Raw genomic sequence first — 15,161 nt, 5'->3', positions numbered from 1 at the left:
GGGGCGAGGCGAACGGGTGGTCTCCGCCGTCGCGGGAACCGCACTCGGAGTGACCGCGTCGTCCAGGGCAGGCGACGGCGACGGCACCGCTGAACCAGCAGCGACACCTGTTCCCGTAGCCGCCGCAGTGTCAGTGGTCGAGGTTCCGCCCGCAGTCGACCTGGCGTCAGCGGCCAACGTCGTGCTGGACGAGGGAGCGGCCTCTGCGGCTGCGCCCATGGCTTCTGTGGACTGGGAGGTGTCTGATGAGGGGGTTTCCGAAGGATCCGACATTGCTCAACTCCCCTAGGGTGCCGCGCCGGCAGAGGCGACCGGTCGAACAGGGAACTGGCTGAGCCGATGTCCCGATCGAGCCGGTGTACCCGCAGTGGAGTACGACGACTACTCCCCGTCAAGACGTCAGGACACCTTCTCCCCCATCTAGCCCCATCACGTGCAAACGGCCCGCGCGCGACATGGCGCACACGCCCGAACAGACAAGCGGATCGAATACCCGGCGCCCATCGCCCGGACCCGCAGAGCACCGCCGGCACCACCCGGCCACTCCAGTCAGCAGAGAGCAGTGTGACCCATGCCACCCTCACCGACCGCGCATCCCCACCCCGACTCCCACCGTCGCCGCGCCCCCACCACACCTCAGGACACGTCTGGACCAACCCCCGCCCCCAGTCCCCCGAACCCCGGCCGCGCGCATCATCGCCGTCCCGATCGGCATCCCCCGGCTCCCTCGGTGCGCCCCTCGCGCCGCCAAGGCGCTCGGTCGTTTGCGAACCGTGTTCGATGACCTGGCGCGAACCCAGAAAAGGCAGCGCACACCTGATCACAAGTCATTCAAAGGTCTACACCAATTTCTCGAAGACCCTTGTCAACCGCCCCATTCGCCTGATGAGCTGTGTACTGGGACACACGGGACAATCCCTAGGCGGGGACGGATCCCACAGCACTGGGCTTCTCTCCACGGGGAAAGCGCCATGAACAGACTCGATGAGGAGTTCGCGTTGAGCAACGAGAGCCTTGCCAATCTGCTCAAGGAGGAGCGGCGCTTCGCCCCGCCCGCCGAGCTCGCCGCGGGCGCCAATGTCACCGAGGCCGCGTATGCCCAGGCGTCCGAGGACCGCCTCGGCTTCTGGGCCGAGCAGGCGCGCCGCCTCAGCTGGGCTGTCGAGCCGACCGAGACACTGGACTGGTCCAACCCGCCCTTTGCCAAGTGGTTCGCCGACGGCAAGCTCAATGTGGCCTACAACTGCGTCGACCGGCACGTCGAGGCGGGCCATGGCGAGCGGGTCGCCATCCACTTCGAGGGCGAGCCGGGCGACGGTCGCTCGATCACCTACGCGGAGCTCAAGGACGAGGTCTCCAAGGCCGCCAATGCACTGCTGGAGCTCGGTGTCCGCAAGGGCGACCGGGTGGCGGTCTACCTGCCGATGATCCCCGAGGCGGTCGTCGCGATGCTCGCCTGCGCCCGCATCGGTGCCACGCACTCGGTGGTCTTCGGCGGGTTCTCCGCCGACGCCGTCGCCTCCCGGATCCAGGACGCCGACGCCAAGCTGGTCATCACCGCCGACGGCGGCTACCGCCGCGGCAAGCCGTCCGCCCTCAAGCCCGCGATCGACGAGGCGCTGGCCAAGTGCCCGGAGGTGGAGCACGTCCTGGTGGTCCGCCGCACCGGCCAGGAGACCTCGTTCACCGAGGGCCGCGACGTCTGGTGGCACGAGATCACCGAGCGCCAGTCGTCCGAGCACACCCCCGAGGCGCTCGACGCCGAGCACCCGCTCTTCATCCTGTACACCTCCGGTACCACCGGTAAGCCGAAGGGCATCCTGCACACCTCCGGCGGTTACCTCACCCAGGCCAGCTACACCCACCACGCGGTCTTCGACCTCAAGCCGGAGACCGACGTCTACTGGTGCACCGCCGACATCGGCTGGGTGACCGGCCACTCGTACATCGTCTACGGCCCGCTCTCCAACGGCGCCACCCAGGTGATCTACGAGGGCACCCCGGACACGCCGCACCAGGGGCGGTTCTGGGAGGTCGTCCAGAAGTACGGGGTCACCATCCTCTACACCGCGCCCACCGCGATCCGTACGTTCATGAAGTGGGGCGACGACATCCCGGCGAAGTTCGACCTGTCCTCGCTGCGGGTGCTGGGCAGCGTCGGCGAGCCGATCAACCCGGAGGCCTGGGTCTGGTACCGCGAGCACATCGGTGCCGGCCGCGCCCCGATCGTCGACACCTGGTGGCAGACCGAGACCGGCGCGATGATGATCAGCCCGCTGCCGGGGGTCACCGAGACCAAGCCGGGCTCCGCCCAGCGCCCGCTTCCGGGCATCGCGGCCACCGTGGTGGACGACAACGGCGTTGAGGTGCCCAACGGCTCCGGCGGCTACCTGGTGCTGACCGAGCCGTGGCCGTCGATGCTGCGCACCATCTGGGGCGACGACCAGCGCTACCTCGACACCTACTGGTCCCGCTTCGGCCACGGGTACGACGAGTCCGACCCCGCCTGGCGCTACTTCGCCGGCGACGGCGCCAAGAAGGACGAGGACGGCGACATCTGGCTGCTCGGCCGGGTCGACGACGTGATGCTGGTCTCCGGCCACAACATCTCCACCACCGAGGTCGAGTCGGCGCTGGTCGGGCACCCGGCCGTCGCCGAATCGGCCGTGGTCGGCGCCACCGACGCCACCACCGGTCAGGCGATCGTCGCCTTCGTCATCCTGCGCGGCAACGCCACCGACAGCGAGGAACTGGTCGCCGAGCTGCGCAACCACGTCGGCAAGACGCTCGGCCCGATCGCCAAGCCGAAGCAGATCAAGGTGGTCAGCGAGCTGCCGAAGACCCGCTCCGGCAAGATCATGCGCCGACTGCTGCGCGACATCGCCGAGGGCCGCGAGGTCGGTGACACCACCACGCTCGCCGACTCCTCCGTGATGAACGTGATCCAGTCCCAGCTGCCGGGTGGGTCCGCCGAGAACTGACGGTTCGCGTCACGGTCGGGCCTCGCGCCCGGACCGTCCCCGGTGCCCTGCCGCACATCGATGCGGCAGGGCACCGTGCGTCCGAGCAGGATCGGGGCGAACTGACCCGGTGACTCCCAAGTCCCCGCCGGGTGAGCGCCTTTCGGACCGTTCCTGGCACGAGCGGTGGCACTCCCTGCCGAGCCTGCCGCTGGCCGCGCGCCCTGCTGCTCAGCACGCTGGGGCTGAAACCGGCGTGTGCGGAGGGCCAGTTGGCCATGCTGCGGGCCGGGCTGCTGCACCGCTACGAGGTGGCGGGCGAATTGCGGACAAGCGCCGGGCTCTATGCAGGAACTGACGCCGACCCTGGCCACCCCGGAGATTCGGATGCCGTTGCCCGCAACGAACAAGAACCTGTACGCGGTGCTGGAGCTGCGGGCAGCCGATCCGGCGCCGGCAGTGTTGACCTTCTCGCAGTACGTCGAGACCGAGTGCGGCGCTCGACTACTGGCCGGTGGCGGGTCGCCGGGATCGACTGCCTGACGAACCGTCATTCCACTTGCCCCGGCATGCACTCCCTGCGCTCACGGCAAGGACCCATAAATCTATGAAAGGATGCAAAACAGACATTCGTGCCAGAAGCGGCAGGAGGCATCCGCGTGGTCAGCCCGCCAACCCCGAGGCGTCGGCCGGGAGCACCGGGCGCCGCCAGTTCCTCGGCTGGCTCTCCCTCCCCGAGCGCCGCTACATCGCCGACGCGCTGCGCACCGAGACGGTCGGTGGCGTGCTGCTGCTGATCGCCGCCGTGGCGGCCCTCATCTGGGCCAATGTCTGGCCGGCCGGCTACCAGAGCGTGCTGCACTACGCCGTCGGCCCGTCCACTCCGCTCCATCTGCACCTGACACTGGAGGCGTGGGCCAACGACGGACTGCTGACGCTGTTCTTCTTCGTCGCTGGGATCGAGCTCAAGCGCGAGTTCGTCGCCGGCGAGTTGCGCACCCCGAGCGCGGCGCTGCTCCCGGTGGTCGCCGCGATGTGCGGGGTGGCACTGCCCGCACTGCTGTTCGCCGCCGCCAACAGCGGTGCGGGCGGGCATCCGGGCGGTTGGGCGATTCCGACCGCCACCGACATCGCCTTCGCGCTCGGCGTGCTCGCCGTGGTGAGCAGCCACCTGCCCTCCGCTCTGCGTGCCTTCCTGCTCACCCTCGCCGTGGTCGACGACCTGATCGCCATCCTGATCATCGCGATCTTCTACAGCTCGGGGCTCACTCCCTGGGCGCTGGTGGCCTCGCTGGCCGGCCTGGTGCTGTTCTGGTACCTGCATCGGCACGGGGTGCACGGCTGGTACCTGTTCGTCCCGCTCGCCGTGGTGATCTGGGCGCTGATGCACGAGAGCGGGGTGCATCCGACGGTCTCGGGCGTGGCGATGGGCCTGGCGCTGCGCTGCCACCGCGAGGGGACGAGCCGTACTCGCCCGGCGAGCACATCGAGCACCTGGTGCGGCCGCTGTCGGCCGGCGTGGCGGTACCGGTCTTCGCGCTGTTCGCCGCCGGGGTGACGGTCTCGCCGAGTGCGCTCCGCGAGGTGTTCACCCAGGCGATGCCGCTGGGCATCGTGCTGGGTCTGCTGGTCGGCAAGACCGTCGGGGTCTTCGGCGGAAGCTGGCTGACCGCCAGATGGACCAGGGCCGAGTTGAATCCCCGGCTGCGCTGGGCCGACCTGTTCGCCGTCTCGGTGCTGGCCGGCATCGGCTTCACCGTCTCACTGCTGATCAGCGACCTGGCCTTCCCCGACGACCCGGTGCTGGCCAACCGCGCCAAGGCGGCGGTGCTGACCGGCTCGCTGCTCTGCGCCCTGGTCGCCACCGTGCTGCTCAAGCTGCGCAATCGCCACTACCGGCGGCTCTGCGAGGAGGAGGAACTGGACGACGCGGTCGGCTGATGGGCTGCTGACCGGCCATCCGAGGACGGCCGGGGCGGGCCGGACAGAGCGGGGCGGGCGGCGCGGGCAGAGCGGCACGGGCAGAGCGGAGCGGGTGACACATCGTCCGACTGGAGTGGCCCGAAGTGGTGCTTGACTGGTCGGTAGGGGCATGATTCTGAACTATCCGGAATCTCAGCAGAGGAGAAGACCAGATGTCCGCAGGCTCCGCAGGCCCGTCCGGTAGCTCGCGCGCGCCCTACGAGGGCGAGCGCTCGGTCGGGCAGCTGTTCGCCGCGGCCACCGCCGACCTCTCGTCCCTGGTCCATGATGAGATCGCCCTCGCCAAGGCCGAGATCCGACGGGACGTCATCCGCGCGCTCACCGGCAGCACCTCCGGCATCATCGCCGGCGTGGCGTTCCTGGCTTCCATCCCGATGTTCAGCTTCGCCGCGGCCTACGGGCTGAACGCGGCCTCGCACATCGGCCTGGGGTTCTCCTTCCTCGTCGTGGCAGGCGCCTACGTCCTGCTGGGCGTGCTGCTCGCGCTGCTGGCGGTCCGGTTCTTCAAGAAGATCGAGAAGCCGAACCGCACCATCGAGGGCGCCCAGGCGACCGCCGAGGTGCTGAAGAACGCCAAGCCGCGACCGGCCACGGCCGAGGAGCTGGCAGCGATGGAGCGCTCGGCAAGCGCTCAGGCGGCGGATGCCGGCTGAGCCGGCGCCCAGTCACCGCACCCCCGACAAGCAAGCGCTCGCTCACCGCACCCGCGACGGACGAGCGCCCACTCAGCGGACGACCATTCAGCAGACGACCGTTCAGCGGTTGCCCGCGCCACCCCAGATGACCGCCGGGACCACGTTCCCGGCCGGGATGTGAAACGCTCTCGGTATGCCACTGGACCAGAAGCCCGCCGTGCCCGCCACCGCAGGCCCGCGCCCCGACGCCGGCCTGCCCGGCGCCGCCGAGCCGCCGGCGCCCGCGGCCGGCCGCGGCGCCTGGAACGTGCGCGCGGCCGGACCGTGGACGCACCGCGATCTGGCGGCCAACGGCGCCCGGTTCCACATCACCGAGCAGGGCACCGGCCCGCTGGTCCTACTGGTGCACGGCTGGCCGCAGTACTGGTGGGCCTGGCGCCACCAGATGGCCGAGCTGGCCGAGGCCGGCTTCCGGGCGGTCGCCCTGGACCTGCGCGGCATGGGCGGCAGCGACCGCACTCCGCGTGGCTACGATCCGACCAACCTGGCCCTGGACATCACCGGTGTGATCCGGTCACTCGGCGAGCACAGCGCCCATCTGGTCGGTCATGACAGCGGCGGTTCGCTGGCGTTCGTCGCGGCCGTGATGCGGCCCTCGGTGATCCGCAGCCTGACCGTGCTGTCCGCCGCCCACCCGCGCCACCTGCGCCGCGCCCTGCTGCGGGACCGCCGGCAGATGGCCGCCTACGAGCACGTGCTGGGCTTCCAGCGTCCCTGGATACCGGAGCGGCGCCTGGTCGCCGACGACGCCGCACTGATCGCCGAATACCTGGCGGACTGGACCGGCCCCATCTGCTGGATGCCGAGGCCGTGTTCAACTACCGCCAGGCGATCCAGATCCCCAGCACCGCGCACTGCTCGATCGAGCCGTACCGCTGGCTGGTCCGCTCGATGGCCCGCCCGGACGGCATCCAGTTCGCCCGCCGGATGAAGAAGCCGGTGACCGCGCCCACCCTGCACATCCAGGGTGCCGCCGACCCGGTGCTGCTGGCCCGCACCGCACTGGGCGCCGGGGAGTACGTGTCGGCTCCGTACCGCTGGCGGCTGCTGCCCGGGTGGGCCACTTCCCGCACGAGGAAGCGCCCGACGAGGTCACCGCCGAGCTGCTCGCCTGGATCTCCGAGCACAAGTAGGCAGCCTCTGCGGGAGGCATATCTGACGATCCGTCAGACGTGAACGATGTGTTGGTATGCCCATGGCATAAGCCAGTTCGCCCGGACGAGGGTGGTTACCTATGCACGCCGGGGGGCATCCATCCGGTATGACCTGGATGCCCGAACGCGCCGCCGCGCGCGGACGACGCGCCAAGCACGTCGATTCCCGTAATGCCACCGCCCCGAGCAGCGACCTCGGCCTCGACTGGCCGGACGAGCCGCGGGACCGGCCCGCCGCACCACACCCGCTCGGAATCCCCGCATCCTCGGGCGCCGAGCCCGCTGGGTCGGCGCCCGGCTGCGCCGCGAAGGCTGAACAACCGCAGAAGGCCGAACAGCCGCAGAAGGCCCAGTAGCCGCAGCAGGCCGAGTCACCGCGAGGGCTGAACAACCACAGAGGCCGCGCCACCGCGCAAGCCCAGCAACCGCGAATGCCGTGCGGATCCGGTGGATCCGCACGGCACGTGCCGACTCGGCGGCGGGATGGAGATCAGCCCAGGACGGTCGGCCCCACCGTGCTGAAGAGGAGCAGCGCGACGGTGGCCACCGACATGATCGGGACCAGCACCTTGGTCTCCATGTCATTGCCACTGCGCTTGATCAGCACGATCTCGTAGCGCTGCTTGTGCGGCCACAGCCACGGCGCGCCCATCTTGGTGAGGCTGTCGCCCAGCAGATGGGCCAGGGTGCCGAGTCCGACCGCGTACGGCAGCCAGCCCGGGGCCGACGGCATCCACTGGTCCATCACGAAGGTCCCGACCGTCGACAGGCCGACGACGCTCAGCCAGGTGGTGTGCCCCTCGCCCGGCAGATGTATCCGCAGCGCCTTGATGGCCATGGCGAGCAGGAAGAACGTCAGACCGAGGGTGAACCAGCGCCCCAGGTAGTGCACGCCGGCCCAGCTGCCGCCGCCCATCAGCGCGACGAACAGCAGCGAGTGGGTGGCGTGCCGGTGCCCGCCGGAGATCCAGGCGACGAACCGGCAGAGCGCCTTGGAGACCGGGCCGAGGAAGTTGGCGATGGTGCCGTCGTGGTGGTCCAGGTCGGGCAGCAGCGCCGCGCCCGCCGCCAGCACGGTGCCCAACAGGATGTCGGCCGGCTTGAGGTGGGTGTGCAGCAGTAGTGGCGGCAGTATCGGCGCGGCGGCCGCATACAGCATCGCACCGCTGACCGCGTGCGAGTGACCCATCATGGCCGGTGACTCCTTCATGGTGTGTGGCTGGCACGCCACCCGCCCGGACTGAGCCGAACGGGTGAGCGCGGCCGACGCTACCAGGAGGAACTGACGGACCGCCGGATCCCGCTCATGGCAGGCGCTCCGACGGTGTGTCAGCAGATCAGGGGCAACGGTGGAGACGGACCGGAGGAAGGGCCGACGGCAGGCCGGGGACAGCTCGGCGACTCAGAGCGCGCAGCCCTGGGTGTCGACCTGGGTGTCGGCGGTGGTGCCCGCGACCGCGTCCGCCTTGACCTCGGCCGCGGTCAGCACATAGCCGGTGTCCGAGCTGTCCAGAGACTTGGCGAAGACCACCCCGTAGACCTCGCCGTCCGGGGTGAGCAGCGGCCCGCCGCTGTTGCCCTGGCGGACCAGCGAACGGATCGAGTACACGTCCCGGACCACCTGGCCGCGGTGGTAGATGTCCGGCCCGTTGGCCTGGATCCGGCCGCGGATCCGGGCGGGCTGGACGTTGAACGCGCCGTTCTCCGGGAACCCGGCCACGATCGCGCTGTCGTTGCTGCGCGCCTCGCCGGCGAAGGCCAGCGGCGGTGCGTTCAGCTTCGGCACCTCGAGGATGGCGATGTCGCGCTGCCAGTCGTAGCTGACCACGGTGGCGTCGTAGAGCTGTCCGGCGCCGCCGATCTGCACGGTCGGCTCGTCCACCCCGCCGACCACGTGGGCGTTGGTCATCACCCGGTGCGGGGCGAAGACGAAGCCGCTGCCCTCCAGGGTCTTGCCGCAGGAGTTGGCCGTGCCGACCACCTTGACCAGGCTCTGCCGGGCCTTCTGCAGCGCCGGGCTGCCGACCAGCGACGGGTCGGGCGGCTGCACCTCGGTGATCGGCTCGTGCTCGAACGGGTTGAAGACCTGCGGGAAGCCGTTCTGCGACAGCACCTTGCTGAAGTCGGAGAACCAGTTCGGCGCGTCCGACGGCAGCGCGTCCTGCACGCCGCCGAGCACCAGGGAGGTGCGGACCTGCTTGGAGACGGTCGGCATCGAGGTGCCGGCCAGCGCCGACCCGATCAACCAGGCCACCAGCAGCATCGACAGAACGTTCACCACCGAGCCGCCCAGCGCGTCCAGCGCCTTGGCCGGACTGCGGTCGATCCGGCCGCGCAGCTTCCAGCCGAGTTGGGTGGTGGCGGCCTGGCCGATCGCCGCGAAGACGATCACCACCACCACGGCGATCACCGAGGCGGTGGTGCCGGGGCTGAGGTGGCTGAGCACCAGTGGCAGCAGTTGCACCGCGATCAGGCCGCCGCCGAGGAACCCCAGCACGGAGAGGATGCCCACCACGAAGCCCTGCCGGTACCCGGACACGGCGAAGCCGATCGCGGCGGCGAGCAGCAGCAGATCCAGCACGTTCACCCTGCCACCCTCCCATGGACCGCCCGCCGTCCGGCAGCTGCCCCGGTTGTCCGTTACGTCCCGCGCTACCGCTCTGCGGCTGCCTACCCGCCCACCGGCAGTTCGATGAGGCGCGAACTGTCCCAAGGTTGTTCCAGTCCGCTGTGGTGCAGCAGCCGGTCGATCACACCGGCGGTGAAACCCCAGACCAGGTGCCCGTTCGTCTGGAAGGCCGGGCTGATGAAACCCGACGGATGCCGGTAGCGGCCGCGGTGGGCGGGATCGGCCAGCGTCGCGAGCGGCACCCGGAAGACCTCGCCGGTCTCCGCCGGGTCCACCGCGGTGACCGGTGACTCCTCGCGCCACCAGCCGAGCACCGGGGTCACCACGAAGTCGCTGACCGGGATGTAGAGCGCCGGCAGGGTGGCGAAGACCTGCACGCCCGCCGGGTCGAGCCCGGTCTCCTCGGCCGCCTCGCGCAGCGCCGCGGCCACCGGCCCCGGCCCGGCCGGATCACCGTCCACCGGATCCAGCGAGCCGCCGGGGAAGGAGACCTGGCCCGGGTGCGACCGCAGCGCGGTGGACCGCTGGGTCAGCAGCAGGTCGGGGCCGCCGGGCCCGTCACCGAAGAGCAGCAGCACCGCGGAGTGCCGCCCGCCCTCGGCCGGCGGCAGGAACCGGCTGAGCTGCTCGGGCCGCACCGTCTCGGCCGCCCGGCGCACCGGCAGCAGCCAGTCGGGCAGCCCGTCCCGGACGATCGCCACCGGCGCACCGCTGCTCTTCACTCGACCCTCCCGGTCGCCGACTCCGTCGCCTGGCTCAACGCGCCGGGAGCCGCCGCGGTGCCCGGATAGTCGGCCGGCGGGCGCAGTCGCTGGCCCGGCTGGCCGCCCAGCTCGTACTTGAGGAGCTTGGCGGCCTTCTCCGGGTCGGTCTCGCCCTCGCCGTAGGAGGGGCAGAGCGGGGCGACCGGGCAGACCCCGCAGGCGGGCTTGCGGGCGTGGCAGATCCGGCGGCCGTGGAAGACCACCCGGTGCGAGAGCATGGTCCACTCCGACTTCGGGAACAGCTCGGCGACCGCGGCCTCGACCGCCACCGGATCCTCCTCGGTGGTCCAGCCGAACCGGCGGGCCAGCCGGCCGAAGTGGGTGTCGACGGTGATGCCGGGCACCCCGTAGGCGTTGCCCAGCACCACGTTGGCCGTCTTCCGCCCCACGCCGGGGAGGGTGACCATCTGCTCCAGGGTGCGCGGGACCTCGCCGCCGAACTCGTCCCGCAGCGCGATCGAGAGCCCGATCAGCGACTTGGCCTTGTTGCGGAAGAAGCCGGTCGGCCGGATCAGCTCCTCCAGCTCCTCGGGGGCGGCCGCCGCCATCGCCTCGGGGCCGGGGTACTTGGCGAACAGCGCGGGGGTGGTCTGGTTGACCCGCAGGTCGGTGGTCTGCGCCGACAGCACGGTGGCGACCAGCAGCTGGAACGGGTTGTCGAAGTCCAGCTCCGGGTGCGCGTACGGATAGGTCTCCGCCAGGACCCGGTTGATCTTCCGGGCCCGCCGGACCAGCGCCAGGTGCGACTCCGGGCTGGGCGTCTTACTGGCCACCGCCGTGGCTGCCGTCTTGCGGACCTTGCTCTCTGCCATGCCCGAAGGCTACGCCGAACCGCCGCCCCGGCGGAGGCCGTTCCGGTTGCCGGAGCTGGAGTGACGGTCCGTCAGGCCGGTTCCGGGCCGGTGCTGCCGTCCCGGTAGTGATCGGCGAGGTAGCCGTCGAGGTCGGGGCGCTCGGGGGCGAGCACGTGGCGCACCCAGGCGTCGCGCTCGTGGCGCATCGGCGCGAGCTCCCAGACGCAGCCGATCAGCGGCCGGGTCAGCCGGATGAAGTGGGTCGGGTCCTGGTCGGGGCAGCCGAGCGCCGGCTGCCCGGCGACCGCGCCGGCGAAGCTCAGCACATTGTTCCAAGCCCAGCAGTACACATTGAGGTAGGCGCCGGTGTCGTCGCCGCGGTGGACCACCACGAAGCCGGCCTGCGGGGTGCCGTCGGGGCCGGCAGCAGGTCGGGCAGGGCCGCGTAGGCCGCCTTCTCCACCGCCGGATCGATGCCGCCCGGGTCCGCGGTGACGTGGTAGCGCTTCAGCCGGTAGCCGCCCACCTGGATCGGCGCGGGCGCCTGGAGGAGTTTCTCGGTGAATGCCATGACCGGACGGTAGTTCCCGCCGGGGCGGTGCTCAAGAGTGCCTCCGCGGCCCCCGGAGACCGACTACCGATGCGTACGGATGGCCGCGTACCGCCCACCACCGCGCACCCCCTCCTCATATGATCAGAGCGACATGCGCCATGCTTGGTGATGAAGAGCACTGTTTTGAGCACATGACCGCCCGCCGCTCCACGGCGGACGGCCGAGAAGGAGGAAGCACGTGGACGATGTTCTGCGGCGCGCCGCGCTCTTCGCGGCGCTCGACGACGAACAGGCCGGCGAGCTGCGCGCTTCCATGACCGAGGTGACCCTCGCGCGCGGCGAGTCGCTGTTCCACGAGGGCGACCCGGGCGACCGGCTCTACGTGGTCGCCGAGGGCAAGGTGAAGCTGCACCGCGCCTCGCCGGACGGCCGCGAGAACATGCTCGCGGTGCTCGGTCCCAGCGAGATGATCGGTGAGCTCTCGCTCTTCGACCCCGGGCCGCGCACCGCCACCGCCAGCGCGCTGACCGAGGTCAAGCTGCTCGGCCTGGGCCACGGCGACCTGCAGCCCTGGCTGCACGCCCGCCCCGAGGTCTCGATAGCGCTGCTGCGGGCCATCGCCCGCCGACTGCGCCGGACCAACGACGTGATGAGCGACCTGGTCTTCTCCGACGTGCCGGGCCGGGTGGCCAAGGCGCTGCTGGACCTGTCGCGCCGGTTCGGCGTGCAGTCCGAGGAGGGCATCCACGTCGCCCACGACCTCACCCAGGAGGAGCTCGCCCAGCTGGTCGGCGCCTCCCGGGAGACCGTGAACAAGGCGCTGGCCGACTTCGCCGGCCGTGGCTGGCTGAAGCTGGAGGCCCGCGCGGTGGTGCTGCTGGACGTCGAGCGGCTCTCCCGCCGCTCCCGCTGACTCCGACAGCCGGGGACCACGGTGCTCAGATGAGCCCGTGGTCCTCCAGGTACTGCAGCTGGGCCCGCACCGAGAGCTCGGCGGCCGGCCAGAGCGCCCTGTCCACGTCCGCGTAGACCCGGGCCACCACCGCCTCGGCGGTGCGGCAGCCCGCCTCCACCGCCGTCTCCACCTGGGCCAGCCGGGCCGCGCGGTGCGCCAGGTAGTACTCGACGCTGCCCAGCGCGTCGGCCAGCACCGGGCCGTGGCCGGGCAGCACGGTGCGCACACCGTGCTCGGTGGCCAGGGTGCGCAGCCGCCGCAGCGAGTCCAGGTAGTCGCCGAGCACGCCGTCCGGGTGGGCGACCATGGTGGTGCCGCGGCCCAGCACGGTGTCCCCGGTGAGGATCGCGCCGTCGGCCGGCAGGTGGAAGCTGAGCGAGTCGGCGGTGTGCCCGGGGTGGCGACGACGCGCAGTTCCAGGCCGCCCACCTCGATCAGCTGGCCGCCCGTCAGGCCCTCGTCGCCGAGCCGGTGGGCCGGGTCGAGGGCCCGCACCTTGGTGCCGGTCAGCTCGGCGAACCGGGCCGCGCCGGCCGCGTGGTCATGGTGGCCGTGGGTCAGCAGGGTGAGCGCGATCCGGCGGCCCTGCCGCTCGGCGGCGTCGATCACGGCGCGCAGGTGGCCCTCGTCCAGCGGCCCGGGGTCGATCACCACGACCTGGTCCGAGCCCGGTTCGCAGAGCAGCCAGGTGTTGGTGCCGTCCAGCGTCATCGGGGACGGGTTGGGGGCGAGCACGCAGAGCGCACGCGCCGTGGCGGCACCGCCGACGGTGGGCGCGGGGTCTCCGGGCAGGCCGCTGCTCACCGGCCGGCCTCCAGCTCGCGGGTCAGCGGGCGGCCGTCCAGGGGACGGATCAGGGTGCGCGGGGTGGGGTCGGCGGCCAGGGCCTCGTCATCGCTGCTCAGCCGGCGGTTGAGGGCACGGGCAGCCAGGCGGCGGGCGGGGATGTCGCGCACGCGAGCCACGTCATTGTGGATCATGGTTGTCCTTCCTCGGGGTAGTGCCCGTCGATGGTCAGCTCTTCATACCCTGGCCACCGGACAGTCATACGATCCCCCATCACCTCGGCCTGGCCGAGCACCGGGGTCAGCGTGCGCCGCCCGGCCGCCGCCAGCGCCTCGGCCGGGGTGCGCACCGGCAGCAGCTCGCGCAGCACGGTGACGGTCGGCGGCAGCATCCCGTAGCGGCCCTCGGCGTGCCCGCGCACCGCCTCGGCGGGGGTCAGCCAGGTCACCCGGTCGGCCTCGCCCACCTCGCTGGCGGCCTGCTGGCCGGGCGGCAACGCTGCGACGAAGAACCAGGTGTCGTACCGGCGCTCCTCGAAGGCCGGGGTGATCCAGCGGGCCCAGCCCGCCAGCAGATCGCTGCGCAGCACCAGGTCGTGCTTGCGCAGGAACTCGGCGAACGACAGCTCGTGCGCCTCCAGGGCGGCCCGCTCGGCCGTCCAGTCGCGCTCCGCCACCACGGTGTCGGCGTCCGGCCCGGCCAGCAGCACGCCGGCCTCCTCGAAGGTCTCCCGCACCGCGGCACAGACCACCGCCTGCGCGGTCGCCCGGTCCACGCCGAGCCGCTCGGCCCACTCCTCGGGGCTCGGCCCGGCCCAGGCCGGCGGCTGTTCGGCGTCCCGCGGATCGACCCCGCCGCCCGGGTAGGCGTACAGCCCGGCGGCGAACGCCATCGACCCGCGCCGGCGCAGCAGGTACGCCTGCGGCCCGTCGGCGCCGTCGCGCAGCAGCACCACGGTGGCGGAGGGCTTGGGCACCAGCGGGGTCAGCCGCCCGTCGGCCAGCGCCCGGATCCGGGCCGGCCAACTCGGCGGCATCGCGATCCCGGCCGCGTTGCGACCGGCCCCGTTTCCATCAGCAGAGTCAGCAGCCATGTCCGGATGCTATGCACCCGGACCGGCTGCTGAGAAGGGGCAACAGGTCAGGCCTTGACCCGGACCTGGATCTCCACCTCGACCGGCGCGTCCATCGGCAGCACCGCGACGCCGACCGCGCTGCGGGCGTGCACCCCCGCCTCGCCGAGCGCCTTGCCGAGCAGCTCGCTGGCACCGTTGATCACGGCCGGCTGGCCGGTGAAGTCGGGCGCCGAGGCGACGAAGCCGACCACCTTGACGACCTGGTCGATCAGGTCCAGGTCGCCGATCACCGACTTCACGGCGGCCAGCGCGTTCAGCGCGCAGACCTCCGCCAGCGCCTTGGCCTCCTCGGCGGTCACCTCGGCGCCCACCTTGCCGGTCTGCTTCAGCACGCCGCCGACCACCGGCAGCTGGCCGCTGGTCAGCACCTGGTCGCCGTTGCGCACCGCCGGAACGTAGGCCGCCACCGGCTTGGCCACCTCGGGCAGCGTCAGGCCCAGCTCGGCGAGCCGGCTCTCGACCTTGCTCATCAGCTCTTCTCCCGCTTCAGGTAGGCCACCAGCTGCTCCGGGTTGTTCGGCCCGGGCACCACCTGGACCAGCTCCCAGCCGTCCTCGCCCCAGGTGTCCAGGATCTGCTTGGTCGCGTGCACCAGCAGCGGCACCGTCACGTATTCCCACTTGGTCATGGGGTGACTCTAGACGGTCGGCGACCTGGCACAGCCGATGTGAGGTGGGACACAAAGCGGGCTGCCGACCGGGCCTGCACCCGGATGCTCCCGGCATCCGGCGCGGCGGCTGGTTACGCTCGCGA

The 15,161-nt window shown here is 71.5% G+C and carries 15 protein-coding genes and 4 pseudogenes; 7 read left to right on the top strand and 12 right to left on the bottom strand.

The window, feature by feature from the left end:
• Positions 1–998: 998 nt before the first annotated feature.
• From acs to E6W39_RS23375, 6 genes and pseudogenes are all read left to right on the top strand, one after another.
• Positions 999–2,981 (top strand): acetate--CoA ligase, encoded by a 1,983-nt coding sequence (gene acs / locus E6W39_RS23395; RefSeq protein WP_141637906.1) that lies wholly within the window; start codon positions 999–1,001, stop codon positions 2,979–2,981.
• A 366-nt stretch (positions 2,982–3,347) separates the two neighbouring features.
• Complete coding sequence (locus E6W39_RS39615) at positions 3,348–3,503, top strand: hypothetical protein (RefSeq protein WP_181799413.1); 156 nt, start codon at positions 3,348–3,350, stop codon at positions 3,501–3,503.
• A gap of 64 nt (positions 3,504–3,567) precedes the next feature.
• Positions 3,568–4,901 (top strand): annotated as a pseudogene (gene nhaA, locus E6W39_RS44245) (Na+/H+ antiporter NhaA).
• Between the two features lie 194 nt (positions 4,902–5,095).
• Positions 5,096–5,596 (top strand): phage holin family protein, encoded by a 501-nt coding sequence (locus E6W39_RS23385; protein ID WP_141635189.1) that lies wholly within the window; start codon positions 5,096–5,098, stop codon positions 5,594–5,596.
• Between the two features lie 175 nt (positions 5,597–5,771).
• Positions 5,772–6,771 (top strand): annotated as a pseudogene (locus E6W39_RS23380) (alpha/beta fold hydrolase).
• A 128-nt stretch (positions 6,772–6,899) separates the two neighbouring features.
• Positions 6,900–7,148 (top strand): hypothetical protein, encoded by a 249-nt coding sequence (locus tag E6W39_RS23375; RefSeq protein ID WP_141635188.1) that lies wholly within the window; start codon positions 6,900–6,902, stop codon positions 7,146–7,148.
• A gap of 134 nt (positions 7,149–7,282) precedes the next feature.
• Here the strand turns inward: E6W39_RS23375 and E6W39_RS23370 are convergent, their stop codons facing one another.
• The 6 genes and pseudogenes from E6W39_RS23370 to E6W39_RS41920 form a co-directional block, all read right to left on the bottom strand.
• A complete protein-coding gene (locus E6W39_RS23370; RefSeq protein ID WP_181799412.1) occupies positions 7,283–7,984 on the bottom strand; it encodes a metal-dependent hydrolase in 702 nt (233 codons plus the stop codon).
• Between the two features lie 210 nt (positions 7,985–8,194).
• Positions 8,195–9,379 carry a MarP family serine protease gene (locus E6W39_RS23365; protein WP_141635187.1) on the bottom strand — a complete coding sequence of 395 codons (1,185 nt, stop codon included), beginning with the start codon at positions 9,377–9,379 and terminating at the stop codon, positions 8,195–8,197.
• An 83-nt stretch (positions 9,380–9,462) separates the two neighbouring features.
• Positions 9,463–10,254, bottom strand: a pseudogene (locus tag E6W39_RS23360) (NUDIX hydrolase); the annotation flags it as partial.
• Complete coding sequence (gene nth, locus E6W39_RS23355) at positions 10,140–10,997, bottom strand: endonuclease III (RefSeq protein WP_141635185.1); 858 nt, start codon at positions 10,995–10,997, stop codon at positions 10,140–10,142. The gene nth and the pseudogene E6W39_RS23360, both read right to left, overlap by 115 nt.
• Before the next feature lie 71 nt (positions 10,998–11,068).
• Positions 11,069–11,371, bottom strand: coding sequence for a hypothetical protein (locus E6W39_RS41925; RefSeq protein WP_228718312.1), 303 nt, complete (start codon positions 11,369–11,371; stop codon positions 11,069–11,071).
• Positions 11,299–11,550, bottom strand: coding sequence for a hypothetical protein (locus E6W39_RS41920; protein ID WP_228718311.1), 252 nt, complete (start codon positions 11,548–11,550; stop codon positions 11,299–11,301). The genes E6W39_RS41925 and E6W39_RS41920 overlap by 73 nt, the downstream gene beginning before the upstream one ends.
• A 220-nt stretch (positions 11,551–11,770) precedes the next feature.
• Here E6W39_RS41920 and E6W39_RS23345 point away from each other — a divergent pair, with 220 nt between their 5' ends.
• Positions 11,771–12,445, top strand: a complete 675-nt coding sequence (locus E6W39_RS23345) for a Crp/Fnr family transcriptional regulator (protein WP_030288117.1) — start codon at positions 11,771–11,773, stop codon at positions 12,443–12,445.
• 25 nt (positions 12,446–12,470) lie between these two features.
• On the opposite strand, the gene E6W39_RS43080 is transcribed toward E6W39_RS23345, so the two are convergent.
• The 6 genes and pseudogenes from E6W39_RS43080 to E6W39_RS23320 all read right to left on the bottom strand — a co-directional run bounded on the left by E6W39_RS43080 (position 12,471) and on the right by E6W39_RS23320 (position 15,036).
• Entirely contained in the window at positions 12,471–12,794 is a 324-nt protein-coding gene (locus E6W39_RS43080) for an MBL fold metallo-hydrolase (RefSeq protein ID WP_267286767.1), read from the bottom strand.
• Positions 12,783–13,198: pseudogene (locus tag E6W39_RS41910) on the bottom strand (MBL fold metallo-hydrolase); the annotation flags it as partial. The gene E6W39_RS43080 and the pseudogene E6W39_RS41910, both read right to left, overlap by 12 nt.
• A gap of 89 nt (positions 13,199–13,287) precedes the next feature.
• The gene (locus tag E6W39_RS23335) at positions 13,288–13,467 is read right to left on the bottom strand and encodes a hypothetical protein (RefSeq protein WP_141635184.1); all 180 of its coding nucleotides are present in this window, start codon (positions 13,465–13,467) and stop codon (positions 13,288–13,290) included.
• Positions 13,464–14,366 carry an NUDIX hydrolase gene (locus tag E6W39_RS23330; protein ID WP_228718310.1) on the bottom strand — a complete coding sequence of 301 codons (903 nt, stop codon included), beginning with the start codon at positions 14,364–14,366 and terminating at the stop codon, positions 13,464–13,466. The genes E6W39_RS23335 and E6W39_RS23330 overlap by 4 nt, the downstream gene beginning before the upstream one ends.
• Positions 14,367–14,413: 47 nt before the next feature.
• Positions 14,414–14,878 (bottom strand): RidA family protein, encoded by a 465-nt coding sequence (locus E6W39_RS23325; protein WP_141635183.1) that lies wholly within the window; start codon positions 14,876–14,878, stop codon positions 14,414–14,416.
• Positions 14,878–15,036, bottom strand: a complete 159-nt coding sequence (locus tag E6W39_RS23320) for a DUF4177 domain-containing protein (RefSeq protein WP_095874066.1) — start codon at positions 15,034–15,036, stop codon at positions 14,878–14,880. The genes E6W39_RS23325 and E6W39_RS23320 overlap by 1 nt, the downstream gene beginning before the upstream one ends.
• Positions 15,037–15,161: the final 125 nt, after the last annotated feature.

The sequence above is a fragment of the Kitasatospora acidiphila genome, from assembly GCF_006636205.1.
Lineage (GTDB): Bacteria > Actinomycetota > Actinomycetes > Streptomycetales > Streptomycetaceae > Kitasatospora > Kitasatospora acidiphila.
The sequence above is the reverse complement of the archived record's forward strand: the minus strand, read 5'-3'. Positions and strand labels throughout refer to the sequence as shown.

Excerpts from the sequence above, each read along its gene's own strand:
- E6W39_RS23370 (WP_181799412.1), bottom strand. The coding sequence starts at position 7,984 with ATGATGGGTCACTCGCACGCGGTCAGCGGTGCGATGCTGTATGCGGCC.
- E6W39_RS39615 (WP_181799413.1), top strand. The coding sequence starts at position 3,348 with ATGCCGTTGCCCGCAACGAACAAGAACCTGTACGCGGTGCTGGAGCTG.
- E6W39_RS23375 (WP_141635188.1), top strand. The coding sequence starts at position 6,900 with ATGACCTGGATGCCCGAACGCGCCGCCGCGCGCGGACGACGCGCCAAG.
- E6W39_RS23320 (WP_095874066.1), bottom strand. The coding sequence starts at position 15,036 with ATGACCAAGTGGGAATACGTGACGGTGCCGCTGCTGGTGCACGCGACC.
- E6W39_RS23325 (WP_141635183.1), bottom strand. The coding sequence starts at position 14,878 with ATGAGCAAGGTCGAGAGCCGGCTCGCCGAGCTGGGCCTGACGCTGCCC.
- E6W39_RS23330 (WP_228718310.1), bottom strand. The coding sequence starts at position 14,366 with ATGGCTGCTGACTCTGCTGATGGAAACGGGGCCGGTCGCAACGCGGCC.
- E6W39_RS43080 (WP_267286767.1), bottom strand. The coding sequence starts at position 12,794 with ATGGTCGCCCACCCGGACGGCGTGCTCGGCGACTACCTGGACTCGCTG.
- E6W39_RS23385 (WP_141635189.1), top strand. The coding sequence starts at position 5,096 with ATGTCCGCAGGCTCCGCAGGCCCGTCCGGTAGCTCGCGCGCGCCCTAC.
- nth (WP_141635185.1), bottom strand. The coding sequence starts at position 10,997 with ATGGCAGAGAGCAAGGTCCGCAAGACGGCAGCCACGGCGGTGGCCAGT.
- E6W39_RS23335 (WP_141635184.1), bottom strand. The coding sequence starts at position 13,467 with ATGATCCACAATGACGTGGCTCGCGTGCGCGACATCCCCGCCCGCCGC.
- E6W39_RS41920 (WP_228718311.1), bottom strand. The coding sequence starts at position 11,550 with ATGGCATTCACCGAGAAACTCCTCCAGGCGCCCGCGCCGATCCAGGTG.